General features: G+C 42.3%; 21 protein-coding genes. 2 read left to right on the forward strand and 19 right to left on the reverse strand.

What is annotated here, in order from left to right; genetic code table 11:
• Positions 1-110: 110 nt before the first annotated feature.
• The 17 genes from QFZ81_RS17325 to QFZ81_RS17405 all read right to left on the reverse strand — a co-directional run bounded on the left by QFZ81_RS17325 (position 111) and on the right by QFZ81_RS17405 (position 15,274).
• On the reverse strand, positions 111-791 hold the full coding sequence (locus QFZ81_RS17325) for a class I SAM-dependent methyltransferase (RefSeq protein ID WP_307442325.1): 681 nt from the start codon (positions 789-791) through the stop codon (positions 111-113).
• A gap of 77 nt (positions 792-868) precedes the next feature.
• Entirely contained in the window at positions 869-1,393 is a 525-nt protein-coding gene (locus QFZ81_RS17330) for a hypothetical protein (RefSeq protein ID WP_307442322.1), read from the reverse strand.
• Between the two features lie 181 nt (positions 1,394-1,574).
• On the reverse strand, positions 1,575-2,129 hold the full coding sequence (locus tag QFZ81_RS17335; RefSeq protein WP_307603709.1) for a DNA-3-methyladenine glycosylase I: 555 nt from the start codon (positions 2,127-2,129) through the stop codon (positions 1,575-1,577).
• Positions 2,130-2,215: 86 nt separating this feature from the next.
• Positions 2,216-3,022: a TatD family hydrolase gene (locus QFZ81_RS17340; protein ID WP_307442319.1), complete on the reverse strand. Its 807-nt coding sequence runs from the start codon at positions 3,020-3,022 to the stop codon at positions 2,216-2,218.
• A complete protein-coding gene (locus QFZ81_RS17345; protein WP_307442318.1) occupies positions 3,006-3,782 on the reverse strand; it encodes an ABC transporter ATP-binding protein in 777 nt (258 codons plus the stop codon). The genes QFZ81_RS17340 and QFZ81_RS17345 overlap by 17 nt, the downstream gene beginning before the upstream one ends.
• Positions 3,783-3,800: 18 nt before the next feature.
• On the reverse strand, positions 3,801-4,568 hold the full coding sequence (locus tag QFZ81_RS17350; RefSeq protein WP_307442317.1) for an ABC transporter permease: 768 nt from the start codon (positions 4,566-4,568) through the stop codon (positions 3,801-3,803).
• Positions 4,568-4,858: a thiamine-binding protein gene (locus QFZ81_RS17355; protein ID WP_307603711.1), complete on the reverse strand. Its 291-nt coding sequence runs from the start codon at positions 4,856-4,858 to the stop codon at positions 4,568-4,570. The genes QFZ81_RS17350 and QFZ81_RS17355 overlap by 1 nt, the downstream gene beginning before the upstream one ends.
• Positions 4,859-4,885: 27 nt before the next feature.
• Positions 4,886-5,899, reverse strand: coding sequence for an ABC transporter substrate-binding protein (locus QFZ81_RS17360; RefSeq protein ID WP_307442312.1), 1,014 nt, complete (start codon positions 5,897-5,899; stop codon positions 4,886-4,888).
• Between the two features lie 537 nt (positions 5,900-6,436).
• A complete protein-coding gene (locus QFZ81_RS17365) occupies positions 6,437-6,847 on the reverse strand; it encodes a VOC family protein (RefSeq protein WP_307442311.1) in 411 nt (136 codons plus the stop codon).
• Positions 6,848-6,865: 18 nt separating this feature from the next.
• Complete coding sequence (locus QFZ81_RS17370; RefSeq protein ID WP_307606942.1) at positions 6,866-7,717, reverse strand: patatin-like phospholipase family protein; 852 nt, start codon at positions 7,715-7,717, stop codon at positions 6,866-6,868.
• Positions 7,718-7,842: 125 nt separating this feature from the next.
• Positions 7,843-8,736, reverse strand: coding sequence for a metal ABC transporter permease (locus tag QFZ81_RS17375; protein ID WP_307442309.1), 894 nt, complete (start codon positions 8,734-8,736; stop codon positions 7,843-7,845).
• Positions 8,729-9,676: a metal ABC transporter permease gene (locus QFZ81_RS17380; protein ID WP_307442308.1), complete on the reverse strand. Its 948-nt coding sequence runs from the start codon at positions 9,674-9,676 to the stop codon at positions 8,729-8,731. Before QFZ81_RS17380 ends, QFZ81_RS17375 begins: the two co-directional genes overlap by 8 nt.
• A 13-nt stretch (positions 9,677-9,689) precedes the next feature.
• The gene (locus QFZ81_RS17385) at positions 9,690-10,451 is read right to left on the reverse strand and encodes a metal ABC transporter ATP-binding protein (protein WP_307442306.1); all 762 of its coding nucleotides are present in this window, start codon (positions 10,449-10,451) and stop codon (positions 9,690-9,692) included.
• Positions 10,452-10,502: 51 nt separating this feature from the next.
• Positions 10,503-11,468 (reverse strand): metal ABC transporter solute-binding protein, Zn/Mn family, encoded by a 966-nt coding sequence (locus QFZ81_RS17390; protein ID WP_307442304.1) that lies wholly within the window; start codon positions 11,466-11,468, stop codon positions 10,503-10,505.
• A gap of 315 nt (positions 11,469-11,783) precedes the next feature.
• On the reverse strand, positions 11,784-13,349 hold the full coding sequence (locus tag QFZ81_RS17395) for a DUF3369 domain-containing protein (protein ID WP_307603713.1): 1,566 nt from the start codon (positions 13,347-13,349) through the stop codon (positions 11,784-11,786).
• Positions 13,346-14,881, reverse strand: a complete 1,536-nt coding sequence (locus QFZ81_RS17400) for a sensor histidine kinase (RefSeq protein WP_307603715.1) — start codon at positions 14,879-14,881, stop codon at positions 13,346-13,348. Before QFZ81_RS17400 ends, QFZ81_RS17395 begins: the two co-directional genes overlap by 4 nt.
• A gap of 9 nt (positions 14,882-14,890) precedes the next feature.
• Positions 14,891-15,274, reverse strand: coding sequence for a hypothetical protein (locus QFZ81_RS17405; protein WP_307442299.1), 384 nt, complete (start codon positions 15,272-15,274; stop codon positions 14,891-14,893).
• Between the two features lie 308 nt (positions 15,275-15,582).
• Between QFZ81_RS17405 and QFZ81_RS17410 the strand changes: the two genes are divergently transcribed.
• Entirely contained in the window at positions 15,583-15,900 is a 318-nt protein-coding gene (locus QFZ81_RS17410) for a hypothetical protein (RefSeq protein ID WP_307442298.1), read from the forward strand.
• Between the two features lie 114 nt (positions 15,901-16,014).
• Positions 16,015-16,650, forward strand: coding sequence for a uridine kinase (udk, locus tag QFZ81_RS17415; RefSeq protein WP_307442296.1), 636 nt, complete (start codon positions 16,015-16,017; stop codon positions 16,648-16,650).
• Positions 16,651-16,709: 59 nt separating this feature from the next.
• Here the strand turns inward: udk and QFZ81_RS17420 are convergent, their stop codons facing one another.
• The gene (locus tag QFZ81_RS17420; RefSeq protein ID WP_307603717.1) at positions 16,710-17,873 is read right to left on the reverse strand and encodes an MFS transporter; all 1,164 of its coding nucleotides are present in this window, start codon (positions 17,871-17,873) and stop codon (positions 16,710-16,712) included.
• Complete coding sequence (locus QFZ81_RS17425; RefSeq protein ID WP_307603719.1) at positions 17,857-18,399, reverse strand: hypothetical protein; 543 nt, start codon at positions 18,397-18,399, stop codon at positions 17,857-17,859. The genes QFZ81_RS17420 and QFZ81_RS17425 overlap by 17 nt, the downstream gene beginning before the upstream one ends.
• Positions 18,400-18,502 lie beyond the last annotated feature (103 nt).

Here is an 18,502-nt window from a genome sequence, read left to right on the forward strand (position 1 = left end):
GCAGAATTATCTTTCTCGAAATCCCTATTGCAGACCAATGCGCGTTTTGCCCCTCAGCGGGAACACCGTTGTTAGAGGATGTGGTGCCTTTTTCGATTTTACTAACAAAATTAAGGTTTTTTAGCTTTCCATATGTATTTATATTCTTTCAATCCAAGTTTTCCGTTTATAATATTCTCTTGAATCCTTAATTCTAATTCCTTTTTTAACTCTGGAGTCGTATAATCGGGATTTCCAGGTATTCCTGAAATAAATTTAGCAAATTCAATCTCACTTGGGAAAAAGATAATCGCACTATTAAATTCTTCAATTTCAATGTTTATAAATCCATTACTATTTAATCTGTCTTTAACAGTTTCCAATGCTCCTGAGTGAATTCCGAATACTGTACCTCCAGAAAAAAGTATTCTACTATGATTTAATATAGATGTTGGTCCTCTTCTGTCATAAATTAAATCAAATTGTCCATCACTAAAAGGTAAGTCTGTCTTAGTCGTAGCGCATACAAATCTTACATTTTTCACTTTACTTTCTTCTAAAATTGACTCAGCTATCTTTATCATTTCAACTGAGTTGTCAAATCCTATTATCGATTTAGCATGTCTCGACACCTTTAGTGTAAAATCTCCATGACCGCACCCAGCATCTAAGACTGAATTGAAATTAGTTATCATATTCATTAGTCTTTCTTCAAATATCTGCTCCGCTGAAATTCCCTCAATAGTATATACGGCATTGTTTTTATAGCCACCATTTCTTCTAGCGATCATGTCATACCATTCGACTCCCATGAATTAACCTCCCATAATAGGTGTTTTAGTCTTTAATATTTTTGCAGCGTTAATGCCTCTTCGAGACTTCTAAACATTTATTTATTATTCTTATTTGTATTGATGTTCTTATTAAAAAGGTTCTTAATACATTGTTCAAAATTTATAGCGTCCTCTATTGAACTAAATGCACTCTTCTTTGGGATTAATAAAAATGTACTATTCTTTAACATAATCACTATAAAATCCACATTTGAGTCAATGGTTTCAACCCCTATCCACCTATGAAAAGAGTCATTTATTAATGTACTTTCCCTGAATCCATCCTCTAATATTTCAATTGTATGCTCACCAAGTATGCCATCTCCCTCTTGGAATCTATTCATAACGCGTTTTTTTAATATACTTCTATTGTAAAAAAATATTGGAATATAAATCGCAAAAATCATAATTTCAATAAAAATCAAAGGATATTCTTCTCTATAAAAAAGGACTGTGGTGATAATGGATAAAACAATAGTGTATATAGTCATCTTTTTAATTGATTTCTTAAATCTGATTTTTTTCATTGAAAGCAAATATTCCCAAAAATCTTCTTGATTCAGTGAATAAGTTATTATCATTCATCTGCCCCCAGTTAAAGCTTAAATTGGTATTTCAATTAACTTTTCCATCGCATCGCACCTTCCATTGTAGCATCCATTCAAAATATTGGAAATTAAAAAAGGGAGGATTACAAAGTCTTTGAAGACTTTGTACCCTCCCAATGCTTTTGGTACTAAGGAACTTTTGTGTCATGAACAGCTATTTATATCGAAAACAAGTTTGGTTGTGATCATTCACCATGCCAACCGCTTGCATATAAGCATAACAAATCGTCGAACCTACGAACTTAAATCCGCGTTTTTTTAAATCTTTGCTCATAGCATTCGAGATTTCCGTCGTGGCAGGCACCTGACTCATATCCGTCCAGTTATTGTTGATTGGCTTCCCGCCAACGAACCCCCAAATATAGGAATCAAACGTGCTAAACTCTTCTTGTACCTTTAGAAAGGCTTTCGCATTCTGAACAACAGACGCTATTTTCAAGCGATTGCGTACGATCCCTGAATTCTCAAGAAGTTCGTTCAGCTTCTTATCGTCATAATTCACAATAAGCAGCGGATCAAACCCATCGAACGCTTCACGGTAGCCCTCTCTCTTCTTCAGAATCGTATACCAGCTAAGTCCCGCTTGTGCGCCTTCCAGATTAAGCATCTCGAACAAATGGCGATCATCATGGACAGGAACCCCCCATTCATGATCATGGTAATCGATATATAACGGATCTTCATTAACCCAACCGCATCTAATAGTCATTTTAAACACTCACCTTATCTCGAAAATCGAACATGTGTTCTGCATTATTATAAAACCTATACGAATAGATGTCCAGTTAGATTTAATTAGAATAAGCGAAGTGAAGGAATACCGTAGAATTGTTTGGTATTAGACAAAAGCGAATGTGCTGCTTCTTCCACTGATAGTCCTTTTAGAAGAGCTATCTGTTCAATGACAGCATGGATCATACGCGGATGCGTCTGCTGCCCTTCAAAGGGGCCTTCGAAAGGCCATGGGCCATCCGTTTCGACCATTAGCTGCGTAATCGGATACACGCGAACAAGTGTGCGTATTTCTTCTTCATAGACAACATCCGGTGTTATGGAAATGTAGTAGCCTGCTTGAATCATTCGCTTCACCGTTGAATGTGACCCTTTGAACCAGTGAAAATGCGCCTTTTTAATACCATGCTTCTCAAGTAAGTCGCACACAACGTCAGCATCTTCGTACACAGCGTGCAAAACAACCGGTTTATCCAAATCCGCAGCTAGCTTCAAGAAGCTCTCAATCAATGCAATATAAGGAGCTAGTTCAAAGACAAGCCCCGCAGATTCAGCTTCCAGCCTCATATAATAAGGCAAACCAATTTCACCTACAGCGACCATGCTAGACGAATGCTCCCGAATCCATTCGATTAAATCATTCAACTGATTTTCCGTAGGCAGCTCTTGTTCAGGATGATAACCATAGGCGGCAAAAACTTGCTCTGGGGCTTGCATTAACAGCCGCTCTGTTGCCTTACAGGAGTCCAGGTGCCTCGACACTGCTATAAGTGCCTCAACGTGGCACTCAGCTAATTCCGCTAACAGAGTTCTTGCAGCAGTTTCCGTGTACATATCGAGATGAATATGAGCATCAATGGCTTTTATCATACGTAATCTCCTGACGCAAGAGCCCTTGAATAAACTGACGAAGCTCTTGAAATTTCGGTTCAAGCATAACGGACTCCTGACGCGGCCTTGCAAACGGAATAGCCAGCTCTTCTATGATCTTCGCAGGTTTGTTAGAGAGTACATAGATACGATCGGATAGAAACAGCGCTTCTTCAATGCTATGCGTCACAAATAGAATGGAGCGCTTATTCTGTTCCCATATATTAAGCAGCCATGCCTGCATGTCTTGCCGAGTAAGTGCGTCTAAGGAGCCGAACGGCTCATCCAGACACATAAGTTCCTGTGGACTAAGCAATGCTCGCAGAAAAGAAACACGCTGCTGCATCCCTCCTGAAAGTACATGCGGAAGCTCTTGCTCATAGCCACCTAGTCCAACCTTGGGCAGCCATTCCCTTGCTTTGGCTAGCGCGTCTGTTCGCGTTTCTCCTGCAACTTCCTGAGCAAGTGCTACGTTGGACTCAATAGAACGCCAAGGAAACAAGGCAGGCTGCTGCGGCATGTAAGAGATTAGGCCTTTAGAGCCGGTCACATTAATGCCATCCAGCCATACCTCTCCTGAAGAAGGTTTTACTAGCCCGCCAATAATGTGAAAAAGGGTGCTCTTTCCGCTACCTGATGGGCCGATAAGTGAAACGAACTCCCCCTCTTTAACATGTAAAGAAATATCCGCAAGCACGGATACGCGCTGTTTTTTACCAGGGAACGTTTGATGAATGCCTCTAAGTTCTAATTTACTCATGAACTCATCTCCCCTTTCTTAAGACGACCGTTTCGCGTTCCATCGAATGACGAGCTTCTCAAGCCCTGCGATGAGCCAGAAAAAGAGTAAGCTGAGCGTGACAATCATCAGAATAGCGACAAATTCGCGATCAGCGCGGAACGCTGACTTTTGCAAAATCATATAATAGCCCAATCCAACGCCTCCACCAAGCCATTCGGCAATCACGGCCCCCATCACACTGTATGTAGCCGATATTTTGAGTCCCGTGAAGAGAAATGGCAAAGCATGCGGCAGCTCTAATTTATAAAAGATTTGCCGTTTGCTGGCGCCGATCATCTGCATATAGTTGTACATACTGCGATCCGTTTGCATAAAGCCGTCCAAGGTAGACATCGTCACAGGAAAGAAACAAACAAGTGAAATTAATAAGATTTTAGGTAAAATGCCAAAACCAAATAAAATGATAAGCAGCGGCCCCAGTGCAATGGTCGGGACATTTTGAGATAAAATAAGGAGCGGGTAAAAACCAGCCTTTAACGCAGGCACACGATGTAAGCAGCTAGCAACAATCACGCCGCCTGTTACACCAACACTAAACCCAATCAACATCAAACGCAGTGTGGCAAATGTGTGCATCCATACTCTGGGCATATCCGTAGTGCCGTCTTTCCATATTTTGAGCGGACTAGGCAGCAGCCAGCTTGCTGTACCTCCCCAAGTCACGGCAAGCTGCCATAAAAGCAGCAGAAGGATGACCACAACAATTGGTGGCCACCCCGCTTTGAACCAGCGATGCTGTTTCATTATCTGTATTTCTCCGTCAGCTTGTCCATAGAAGCACCCGACGGGTTGAAGTATATTTTCACCTGCGAAATAACGTTAGTGCTGCCCATCTCAATCATCGCGGCATTCATGTCTTGAATGATAGCCAGAAGTTGGTCGAGCTCCCCTTCCATCGTCGTCTCCAGCGGAGATACGAAATACTTCACGCCAGACTTGGCAATAACTTCAATCGCACGGTCTACATAGGGGATGACATCTTCATTGTTTTTCGTTTTCGGAATGATTTGAATACTAACAAGTGCGTTAGCCACTATAAGTGCCTCCTCCAACAATTCGTGTTATTTAGAGCTTTCCGGTAAAAATTTGTTCGTGAATGCAGCATCTGCATCGATATTTTTCTCGAGCAGCTTATGATCTAGCATCCAGTTCGCATAATTTTCCCAGACGGATTTTTTTTGTTCGCCCCAACGAGCAGCATCATCTTGATAACGTGGGCTGAGCCATTTTTGACTGGCAAGCACAAGTTTTTTATCTAGATCAGGAACCGCTTTGATCAAAATATTAGCAGCGTCCTCAGGCTTGCTGATAGCAAATTGATACCCTTTCGATGCAGCAGCCATGAAGGCTTTAACGAGCTCAGGCTTCTCTTTGATCATTTTCTCATTCGTCGCAAGAACCGGTGTATAGTAATCCAGTTTATCCGAATATTTGTTCAAATAAATCATGTTCAGCGGCTCGCCACGCAGCTCGGCATCTACACCTGTCCAAGCATAGTAAATCCAAGCGAAATCAATATCCCGTTTCACGGCTGTGAAATAATCGGCATCACCGATGTTCACGATCTTCACTTTGCTCGGATCCGCTTTTTCGGACTGCATAAGCGAGTCAATCATTGAGCTTTCTACCGGAGCACCCCAACCGCCATACGTTTTCCCCTCGAAATCTTTGGGCGACTTGATATTCTTTGCTACCGGCGAAGCAAAACCGGATGTATTATGCTGAATCACCGCTGCAATGGAAACCAACGGAACACCTTGAATTCGTCCTTGTGTAATGCTTTCTTGATAGCTGACACCGAACTCCGCAGCTCCTGAAGCAACCATTGCATCGGCTCCGCCTTCACCAGGAGCAATAATTTCTACATTCAGTCCCTCTTTTTCAAAAAAACCTTGATCCTTCGCGACGTATAACCCCGTATGGTTCGTATTTGGCGTCCAGTCCAGAACGACCTTTACGTTCGTTAACGGCTTTGCCGTTTGTTTTGCCGGCTGTTCTGCCATCTTATTACCGCAACCTGCCAAGGCGACTGTTAAGCTAACTAGCATAAGTGGTGCAATTTTCTTCCATTTCATTCTTTGTTTCCCCTCTCCACATCTCTATTTAACCACAAGAAAAAGCCCCCGTTATCCGGGAGCGCCATGAGTAGAAAATGATAAACCCATTCGAAACAGATCGAATGAACGTGCATTTATGTGAGTCTCTACGCTGGCATTACCCAGATCAGATTAACGGTGAGTGACAATGACGGTCACAATCTCAGCCTGACTTCTCAAGCTCCCGTGGGTTCTTATTGGTTTGATAATACCATACCTCATGTTCGTGTTTATTGCAAACAGAAATGATAGTTACATTCCTGCTGCATCCCGCAAATATGGCTTCTGTTGTTATACACTTTTGATGCTTGTTGATAACTCTCATTAACTTCTTCAGCAGACCCAACAGCCTTTCGTAAGCAAAAAGGCTATGTACATGTAAGTGGGCATCCCTGGTTACTGATGTTGTATTTTCTGAACATTTTCCACTCCCAAAGGCTATTTTGTAAGTTTGTGCAATATTTTTAACCCATTTACGCAAAAATGACCTGTAGACAGTGGCCTTTATTAATATATCTAGTTTTTCGCAAGCGTCAATTGCCAAGTAACGCCAAAACGATCACCAACCCAACCAAACTTTTCGCTAAATGGGTAGGCAGCTAATGGCATGAACACGGTGCCGTCTTGCGCTAACTTCTCATACACGCGATCAATTTCCTCTTCACTATCACATGTGACATACAATGAAATCGCAGGTGTAAAAGTGAAATCATGCTTCACATAGCTATCTATGCACATAAATACCTGTCCATGAAGTGAAAATGTGGCGTGCAGAACACTTCCCTCGACGCCAGCTTCACCCGCTCCATAGCGCTTTATGGTTAATATCTCGGAATGGTCAAATAAAGAGGTATACAAATTCATGGCTTCCTCAGCTTGACCGGTAAACATTAAAAACGCAGTAATTTTTTGATTCGATTTTTCCACGTATACAGCTCCTTACGGTCAACTAAGTAACCATTCTTTCATCTGTGATCCCATTCGTTTCGCATCCTGATACCCAAGCTCGTGCAGCGCTTCTAGTTTCTTAGGATCCTTTTCCATACGGCCTACTACTACTTTGGACGAAGGTCGTATAATGAATGCACTTCCATCCGCTTCCATTCGTTCAATGGTTTCTAAGGTTCCATTATAGATTTCACTTCGATTAACGAGTACATTTACAAGGCCGTTATAAGCCGGATAGAAGCTTTTAGCTAGCCACCGCTGCTTAAAGGGACTCTTGCGATACCCCTGTTCTTTGGTCAACACGATGATATGCTTTTTGTTCCCATCAGCAAGAGACTTTTTCACAGGAATCGGATCTACTAAGCCGCCGTCAAACAAGATCCGACCTTCATAATGAATGGGAGTGGCTACAAATGGCAATGAACTTGATGCTTGAATAATCGGCATGGTTTGCTGCATGAGTTGATGCTTCGTATAATAAATGGGTTCGCCCGTATGCGCATCGGTTGTACCGATGGCGAACTGCTGTGGCGAGTTATAGAAAGCATCGTAATCAAACGGCACCAACTTATTTGGCAGCTCATTAAAAATGAAATCCATCCCAAAAATGCTTTTATGACGGAATAAATTGCGATAGCTTAAATATCGGTGATCCCTAATATAACCAATCGTTACTTTTTTATTACGCCCGGGTTGTTTGGAAATATACGAAACTGCATTGCATGCCCCTGCAGATACACCAACCACATAAGGAAAATATAAATCCTGTTCCATAAAGTATTCCAAGACTCCTGCGGTGTATACGCCTCGCATACCTCCGCCTTCCAGTACGAGTCCAATTCCTTCCATGGTCACACCTTCTTTCTCCTTCTCTCTGTCTCTAGCCCCTTTCTAGCATACAGGAAATGTCAATTAAAAGAAATGCTCCTCCATCTCCGTAAAAGAGATAAAGAAGCAGATTTCATACCACTTTATTAGACGGATTCAGGAATTACCCCTGATAATCCACGTTTTTGACGAATTTTACGGATGATCAGTCCATTGGTTGGCGACAATAGGAAAGCAATAACGAACATGACCCCTGCCACACTAATCATACAACCTGCAATGGAAGCGTCGAGTAAGTAAGCTACGAAGTAGCCAGCTATTGAACTGATAACCCCTACAGTCACACTCAATACGATCATAACACTAAGTTTTTCAGTTAAAAGATAGGCTGTAGCCGCAGGTACAATCAACATACCGACAACGAGAATCGCACCCACACTTTCGAATGAAGCAACTGTCGTGATGGATACTAAACCCATTAACAGATAATGAAATAACAAGACTGGAATGCCCACTGCCGCAGCAAGTGCTGGGTCGAATGAACAGAGTTTAAACTGTTTATAAAAGAGCCCAATCACAATACTGCTAAGAAGAAGAGCAAAACCTACTGCCCATACGGCTTTTGGTCCGATACTCACACCGCCAACTTCAATGGTATTCCATGGCACATAAGCGATTTCTCCATATAGTACACAATCCAAATCCAAATCGATTTGTCTTGTATACAAACTGACAAGTACAACGCCTATAGAGAACATAGCTGTGAATACGACACCTATTGAAGCATCAGACTGTACACCGCTTTGTTGAAAAAGCTGAATTAAAAATACAGTTATGAGACCGATAACCGCGGCACCGATAAGCATAAAGATAGAACCTCTAGAACCGCTTATCAGGAAAGCAATGACGATCCCCGGAAGCACCGAATGACTGATCGCATCGCCGATCATGGCCATTTTACGCAAAACGAGGAAGCAGCCAACCAAAGAGCAAGCAGCAGCGACAAGAGCAGCAGTTAAAATAATCCACAGATCATTCAATCTGGCTCACCCCTTTTGCCTTGACGTAGTGCTCAGATTCTGAATCTTTTTGAATTTTTTGTTTCATGGAAGACTGCCTGATAAGTTTAATAATAAGTCCCCGTTTCGGAGCGAAAAAGAGGGAAATTACGAATAAGACCGTCGCCGCGAGCACACTCAGTGGACCGGTTGGCAAATTACTTCCCATCGTACTCAGATATGTCCCTACGAATCCGCTAAAAGCCCCAAATAGTCCAGACAAGATGACCATTAGGCCCAACCTCTCCGTCCAATATCTAGCCGCAACAGCAGGTGTAATCAACAGGGCAGCCATCAAAACAACGCCCACCGCTTGAATCCCCACAACAACGGCAACGACAATAAGAAACATCATGAAGTGATCCAGAATCGCCACCGGAAAACCTAAACCTCGCGCATATCCAGGATCAAAGCTCAATAATTTAAATTCTTTAAAAAACAACGTACAAATACCTACTAATAAGAAGGATATGATAGCCATTGTAATGACATCGGAGTTAACCATAGATGCCGCTTGACCGAATAGGAACTTATCTAAGCCGCTTTGATTGCCACTTGTACTATGCTGAATTTGTGTCAACAATACAATACCTACCCCAAAAAACACGGATAACACGATACCTAAAGCCGAATCCTGCTTGATTTTGGAATACCGTGTGATCCATCCGATACTCAGTGTAGCAAGTAAGCCTGCCGCAGCTGCGCCAATTAAGAAGAATAGGATCGATTTGGAGCCCGTAATCATGAAAGCGACACAGACACCCGGAAGGGCCGCATGGGACAAAGCGTCTCCCATCAACGATTGTTTGCGTAAATAAGCAAAGCTTCCTAACACACCGCTGCTTAGTCCTAATAATGAGCATCCGAGTAATATCCATCGCGCATTCGGATCTAACCATAAGTGAAGTAATGAATCTAACATGTTGTTCACCTCGCTATCCTATTTGCATCCCGGCATCTTCCCGATCCCAGATCGCAAGTTTACCGCCATACGTTTGCTGTAATTTCTCCTTCGTAAACACTTCATTCGTAGGTCCTATGTCCACAAGGCCTACATTAAGCAAGATAACCCAATCGAAATACTCTTTAACGGTGGATAAATCATGGTGGACCACCAATACCGTCTTCCCTTGTTTCTTGAGTTCTCCGAGCAGCGTAATAATCGCTTTTTCCGTAGCAGCATCTACACCCACGAAAGGTTCATCCATAAAATATAAGCTAGCATCTTGCGCGAGTGCTCTCGCTAAGAAAATACGCTGCTGCTGACCACCAGAAAGTTGACTAATTTGTCTATCTGCGAAGTCAGCCATCCCAACTTTCTCTAAACAAGACATAGCGATTTGTTTTTCTTTATTCCCTGGTCTGCGGAACCAACCCAAATGACCATACCGCCCCATCGTTACAACATCGAGAGCATTGGTTGGGAAATCCCAATCAACTGATTCACGTTGAGGCACATAACCAACAAGATGACGCTGTTCTTTATAGGGCTTTCCATATATCTTCACTTCACCGGATAGACTTGGAATCAAGCCCAGTGCTGCTTTAATTAATGTGGACTTCCCTGCTCCATTGGGACCGACAATTCCAATCAATTTACCTTCCGGAATGGTTAATGACACTTGCTCCAGAACGGGTTTTTTATGATAAGCAACGGTCATATTTTGTATCGATAGCGGCGCGTTCGTCTTTTTCATATTCAAGCCTCCTAAGCCATTCTGTATGCAATACATTCTTAGCAGCGGCTGCTATTTCAGAGCGTTGACAATGGTATCTACATTGTGACGAACCATGCCTACATAAGTGCCTTCTGGGGTTCCTGTTTTACCCATGGCATCAGAGAACAATTCTCCGCCAATTTGAATTTGGTGCCCCTTTTCCTTCGCTCCTTGTATGACCGCTTCAATCGATTTTTTGGGAACACTGGATTCAACGAATACCGCTTTCACCTTTTTCTCAACTAGGAAATCTCTAAGCTGACTTACATCCTTCGAACCATACTCCGATGCTGTACTGATCCCTTGAAGTCCCTTAACTTGAATGTGATACGCATCTCCGAAGTAACCGAAAGCATCATGCGCAGTTACTAGAACTCGGGACGCCTCTGGAATTAAGGCGATTTGTTCAGTCGCATAGCGGTCTAATTCTTGAAGTTTTACAAGGTATGCTGCTGCGTTGTTCTTGTAATCTTCTTTATGTGCTGGATCCAACTCACTTAGGGAATCTCGTACTTGCTCAGTTGCCTTCATCCAATGCTTCACATTAAACCAGATGTGCGGATCGTACTCCGTTTCCATTTCGGCCCCGGACCGCAATGCTTTGCGATCGATTTTATCCGACACGGCTACGGTTGGTTTTTGCTTACCCATCTTTTCCAAAATCTCAACCATTTTTCCTTCTAAGTGCAGTCCATTATAGAAAATGATTTGAGCATCATCTAACTTTTTAATATCACCTTGTGAAGCTTTATATAAATGAGGATCCACCCCAGCATTCATAAGTCCAGTTACTTTCACATGAGTGGAACCAACATTTTCAACAATATCTGTAATCATTCCGACAGTTGTTGTGACTTTAATTTCTTTCTCCGTTGAAGTTGAGGTTGATGCAGGTGTTTTTTCATTATTCGCACACGCTGACACGGTCATCATAACGCCTAGTAATACAACAGCAGCACTCTTTTTCCAAAACCTTCTTACAGTCGTCACGTTCATATAAATATGTCCTCCCCGATTCGTTCATCTTTACTCGTTATTATCATTAATTTGTACAAGCTCACATTTGTTGACCAAAGGCAACTCTCTCTAGTACATTATTACCCAAACTCACAAATGTTGCAATAGGGAAACACATTTTCCTCGATACATTTTTTTTATCCGAACCCACCTTTTCACAAGCTGTCGTTTATCAATCTTTCTACGCAAAACAAAAAGCCCCTGTCCAAGGACAAGGGCTCCGCGATCAATTAGGGTCTGGTTTTGCTAGTAGAAGGCTATTCGCATATTATGCTATTCAGGTAATTAATGCCGTTAACGCTGTTCCTTGTAGAACTCTTTGATTACCAGGAACTCATCCAAATGCTTAATGAAGAGATCTACGATCGCAGGATCGAAATGACGTCCGCGTTCCGTTTTAAGTAAATCCATCACGCGACCAAGTTCCCAAGCTTTCTTATAAACACGATCACTGCATAGAGCGTCAAATACATCAGCTAATGCGGTTATACGACCATAGAGATGTATCTCGTCGCCGCGAAGTCCTTGGGGATACCCTGTTCCATCGTAACGCTCATGATGCTGCTGCGCGATGATAGCTGCGGCATTTAAGACTTGCTTGTTCGAATGCTTGAGCATTTCATAACCGAGATTCGAATGAGTTTTCATAATATCGAATTCTTCACTTGTCAGCGATCCAGGCTTATTTAAAATCGCATCTGGTATGCCAACTTTACCAACATCATGCATCGGAGAAGCCAAGCGGATGACTTCAGCTTCCTGCTCAGATAATCCATATTTGATGGCAAGTAAACGGGAGTATTCGGCAACTCTTTTCACATGGTGTCCCGTTTCCTTGGATCTGGTCTCCGTGATTTCGCCCATCGTATAAATAATTTCTTGCTGTGTGCTTTCTAGCTCTTCATTTAAATAAATATTTTCAAAAGCCACAGAAACATTCGCACAATAAATATCAACTAAATAATGCTCCCATTCGCTGAGTGCTTTGAATCCATTCATATAGATGACATTTTCCATCCCCATCTTACTTTGAAAATAAATCACAAAGCGATCTGATGCAAAGCTGCTTTTTTTGGAATGGAAGGCATGTTCAATCTCTTCGAGCACATCAGTAGGAACAACATCCCTGGCACGTTCATCTTGATTGGATGCATAATCCCCGCTCGCTGCTAGGATATAAATATCTTCGACACCTTTGGTAACAGCAAAGCTGCAATGTAGCGCATTTTTATGTAAGTTAACGATGGAGGTCATTTGTGATAAAACACCGGATGCAAATTTCTTCATAGATTGCAGCTCGAATAGCGAAGCAGATGACTTAATAATCTCCTCCAAGCCTGATCTGCTTTTCTCAATTGTTTTAATATCACGATAGGAACGCAGCGCCGTAACCACAGTGGTGAACAGCTTCTGTGTTGTGAGTTCTGTCTTTTCTTTATAATCATTAATGTCGTAATCCATTATGACCGTGCGTTCAGGTGCTTGACCTGGTTGACCTGTACGCAAAATAATACGTATCGCCTGATTATTTAATTCTTCGCGTATGTACTTAACAATTTGAAGCCCCGCATCATCTTGCTCCATGACAACATCTAAAAGAATTAATGAGGCATTCGGCTGTTGTTTTAATAGCTGTTTGGCTTCTAAAGCCGAATAAGCACTATGGAATTCCAACTTCTTACCATCAAATTCGAAATCTTGTAGAACCATTTTCGTCACTTGATGGATTTGTTTCTCATCATCAACTATGAGTACGACCCAAGGGTCTTGTTCGATCGTAACTTCCTTAGCTGAAACGGTCTCTTCTTCCTCAGCAAAAAGAAGCTCATCCTGGTCCATTAACCCATCTTGTCCTGTCATTGCACGGCTTCCTCCTCTTTCGGAATTGTAATGGTAAATAAACTTCCTTGTCCCAAGGTACTGGAACCCTCGATGGTTCCATTCAGTGATTGTGTAACGAGATTATAGACAATATTCATCCCTAACCCTGTTCCCCCTTTGCCGCGGCTCGTCGTGAAGAAAGGATCAAAAATTTGATCTAGAACTTCTTGCATCATCCCTTTACCGTCATCTGTATAGGCAAGGATAATATAGTCTTGATGATTTTCAACACGGATGGTTAAACTGCCTTCTTCCTCTATCGCATAGGCATGGTTCAAAGAATTCATAACTAAATTCGTAATAATTTGTGATAAAGCGCCTGGATATGTATAGAGAATCAGTTCATTATCGCAATAAACATCTACTCGGAGTCTTGTTTTCTTGATCGTAGGTTTCAAGCTTGAGATGATCCCCTCTAAATACTCCTTCAAATGAAAGGTGCGCTTAACTTCAACGCTTTGATCAACAGAAATTTGTTTAAAACTGCGTACCAAGGAAGAAGCGCGTTCCAAATTGGACTGTACCATGGCATTCGTCTCTTGAGTAATGGATAGGAACTGTTCAAGGTCAGACTTTTTCATTTTCCCCGTCTCATACAGGCTCTTAAATTCCTTCGTCTTCTGATCCAAATAACTAACTGCTGTTACACCGATCCCGATTGGTGTATTGATTTCGTGTGAGACGCCGGCAACCAGATTACCCAAAGCCCCCATTTTCTCTGATTGGACAAGATGGTCCTGTGTCACCTGCAGCGTTTTTAGTACCTGTTGAAGCTCATGGTAGCGCTCATCCAAATTTTTGACCATGTCATTAAAAGCTTCAGACACTTCAGCAATTTCAGGGGAAGCTTTAAACTGCAGCGTTGGAAGGTCCCCTCCTTGCTTCACAATAAGCGCGGCTTCACGAAGCCGACTTAATGGACGAATAACAATTCTTCGTAAAATAAGCCATAGCAATGTTGACATAACAATAGCAACACTAACGCCTACAATCAGAATAAGATTCGTTCGCTTCGTCAGTAGCGCAGCTTCCTCGGAGGAATCAAAAATAACTTCTACCGCACCAACAACAAGGCCATCCTCCTGAAGAGGCGCCGTTAGACGAACAACCGGTTTATCCGTTTGCGCCATAGGCACACGATCGACAATTGTTTGATCTTGCTTAGGAATGACTACCCTAGAGATAGGCATATGATTACTTACTTCAGAACGATTGGAAGCTGCGAGAATAACGCCTTGTTTATCGTATAACTTCATTTCGAGAACACGCGTATTTTTGTATTGAATATAATCAAATATTTGCTGTACATCTGTAATGGAACGAGATTCTTCATAGCGTCCATTGATGGCAATCGTCATGCCGCTTATTTGACTCACATAAGCTTCTCGAATGGATTGATTTAAACTTATAGTATCGAAGACCATCATTGTTGAGAGCATACTAACCGTAACGGCAGTAACCAGGAAAACAATTCTTTTCTGTAAGCTCAATCTCTTTGGTAGAAATAGCATGGGATACTCCTACTTCACTTCAAACGTGATCGTCTTGCTTACATCGTAAGGCGTATGATCGTTATTATGTAAGGAAATTTTTAACTCGTGAGTACCTTTACTTAAATGCTCATAATTTTTTTCAGTGGTCGTCATGATTTCTTTTTCTGCTTTGTCCAAGGAAACATGAACGTGCCCTTCCCCTTGCTTGCGCTGTTGATCATAATGCTCTTTGGAAAGCTTAAGGTCCGTTGTAATTCGAAGAGTTGCTGCATCTCCATTAACAATAGTACTTGCCTCTAAGGTAGGTATGTACGAATTTGCCGGCGCTGTAGTGGTTTTGGAAGACCCACACCCGGAAATACTTAATGTAACAGCTGCAATTATACAAAAACCTTTCCATGTTCTCATCATTTCATCCCCTATTTAGACCCTAATTGTCTAATCATGTCAAAAAAAAGCTATCTTCTCTAGCTTATGAATATTCAAACAGTTTGTCTACTTTTATTTTGGAAACAATAGCCTTTTTCAATAATTGATTTTGTATTCGAAATTTTCTGACTTTTCATGTCGAAATATCATAAGTGCGCTCACATTTTGCGCTTCCCCAGGAAATAATTTCATTTCCCAAACGAAGAATGATTTCCCCAGCTTTGGAGCAATTTAGTAAAGTCACTGTTCTTTTTTAACCAACAACCATTATCCTTAGGAGGCACTCCCCAATGACAGAAACCCGTCAGCATCAACAGCCGCTTCAGCACGCCATTGACGCAGCAGATCATGCTATACTCCAAGCTCAAGACGCTGAGCATCAACTGCAAGTAGCCATTTCACAAGCCAACCCTCGATCTATACAATCTGCACAAGCAGCGCTTACAGAGGCTAAGCAGCAAGTACACGAAGCACATGAGCAGCTTCAAGCTTTTAATAACGATGAATATGGGCAGCAGTTAAAGCAAACCATGGAACAATTGATGCAAGCTTCACAAGATATCGAGGCCAATCAAGAGAAGTTCCATACTCCGAAGCAAATTAGATAAGGCTATTATCTAGGCAAAAGGTGATCGAAATTCGATCGCTTTTTCTTTTTATACGAACATTATGTTAAACTACGAAGGAAGGTTTTCAAGTTATTTGGGGAGGCACTACATTTCATGCTCGTTATCGGAATTGCCGGTGGTACCGGTTCAGGAAAAACTACAGTAGCTCGATCCATCATTACCAAGCTGGGATCCACGAACGTGACATTAATTTCACAAGATAATTATTATCTTCATCATAGTGGTCTTACTTTAGAAGAACGGGAACGTATTAACTATGATCATCCGCGTGCCTTCGAGAACGCCTTGCTTCTACAGCATTTAAAAGAATTGAAAAGCGGTAATGCGGTGGACATTCCGGTGTACGATTTCTCACAGCATGCTCGCTCAGAAGAAACGATCCGTATCGAGGTAAAGCCGATTGTGCTGCTTGAAGGCATTCATGTCTTAACAGACGAAGAGCTGCGCGGTGCTTTGAACATCAAGGTATTCGTTGATACAGACCCGGATGTTCGTATTCTCCGCCGACTATCCCGAGATATCAATGAACGTGGACGTACACTGCAATCTGTCTTTGATCAATATTTGACGACCGTTAAGCCGATGCATGACGCATTTATCGAGCCGTCCAAGAAATATGCTGACATTATTATTCCTGAGGGCGGAGAAAATCAAATTGGCATTTCTATGTTGACTATTTTGACAGAGCGGTATATGACGGATCAAGCTGCGAGCTATGAAATAGGCTAATAATGGTTTGCAATTGAAAAGGACACCAAACCTTGTTTTTAGGTTTAGTGTCCCTTTTTTCATACTGACTGACGTCGAAAAGTAAACCCAGATAGGGCAAATAAGACATAGATAAGGCTTATCAAGTAAAAAATACTCGCCGTGCTTATATAGCGTATAGCTAGTCCTCCCATTAAAGGGCCGGCTATACTTCCTAAGCTATACTGGATTGAAGCAAGTACATTCGCAGTAGGTACTAAATGTCTGGGCAGTATGTCTGCCGCATAGGCCAAACCTAGTGAGAAAAACGAGCCCACCATGCCCCCGGCAACGCCGAAACAGAGTCCAATCAACCAAAGATTCGAGCCCGCGAACGGAATACATAGAAATGCAATGGAGCCAATGAGACCACTCACAATAAGGATACTTCTCCGCCCTACACGATCACTCCAAATCCCTAGCGGCAGCTGCATAATGAGACCCCCAACCCCCATAATGGGCAGCAGAACACCAATATTAGATTCCGAGAGACCTGCACGCAGTCCATAAATCGGAAAGTTGCTGTTCATCGAGGCTTCCATATAGCCATATAGTAAAGAGGTTATGAGCGGGAACCAAGCAATTGCCAACACTTTTGAAGCACGCTTATGTACCGCCTCCACCTTGTCCAGCTGCTCTGGCTTTTCATTGGACAACTGAAGTACGAGCGTCAGAACGATTATGAAGAAACAACTGGTGGTCAAAAAGGGAACCCAACTACCTGCTTTGAGCAAAGTAATTCCTATAGGTCCCAAGCTAAAACCAACGCCATAAGCCATGCCATATAAAGAGATATTGCGTCCTCTACGTTCTTTAGGGCTTGATGTAACGATCCATAACTGCGTCGCATAATGCAGGGCGCTATCCCCTATCCCTACAAGCAAACGAAGTACAAACCAGAAACCAATCTGCTGCCATAACGGGAACAAACAAGTTGCCATGATGACCAGTCCCATCCCGACCATGATGACTGGCTTATATCCGTATCTTCGCACAGGCCTTTCTATGAAGAACATCGTGGAGAAAATACCAATATAAAGCGCTGCCGCATTCAGACCATTGGCTTCCGTTGAGACACCCGAACGATCCAAAAGGATCGTTAGCAGAGGCAGGAGCATACCTTGACTCATCCCTGCCACGATAACGACCATAATTAATATGATTAATTTGTTGTTCGAGATCCGTTGTTTAATAGCCGTTTCCAAAATCCACAGTTTCCCATCTCTCCGCGTATTCATTCAACTTACCATGGAGAGGGACATGGAATTGGCTGATGATAACGAGTCTTACTTTTTTTATCCATTCTTTGAAGGAAGGATACGTAACGAAAAGATTCGCATAGCGATCACTCATGCACACGAAATGGGGGCTTGGCGTTTTATCCGTCAAAAATTTCAATGATGTATCGATCGGTGTGTATTTTTTACGCTTCCCTTCCCACTTATCCAAGTCCAATTGAAGGGTGGTATCCACTTGTTCCAGGAGGTTTTCCAAATGCTTAACACGGGCATAATAGGGCTGCTGACAAGGTATGTCCATTCTCCGAAGCGTTTCCTCATGCTGGGGATAAAAGATCACTCGAACGAACTTTCTTTCCTCCGCCCATCTGGTAAAAGCGTGCAGTTCCGTCTCCGTCCAGTCTTCAAATGTTTCAAATAATAAGACTGTTCCTTTATGAGTCTCCGCCGGAGGTTCGTACCCGAATGGTACTTTAATCTGATCTCTTGCCATTGCGTCCTCCTCTAGTTGTAATTTTCTGTTGTCTGTCATCCTTGATATATTGTAGCATACCCCACTAAGTTCCACGAAATCATTCGTCCTTATTGGCTTAAGA

Origin of the sequence: Paenibacillus sp. V4I9, from assembly GCF_030817295.1 — a bacterium.
Taxonomy (GTDB): Bacteria; Bacillota; Bacilli; order Paenibacillales; family NBRC-103111; genus Paenibacillus_E.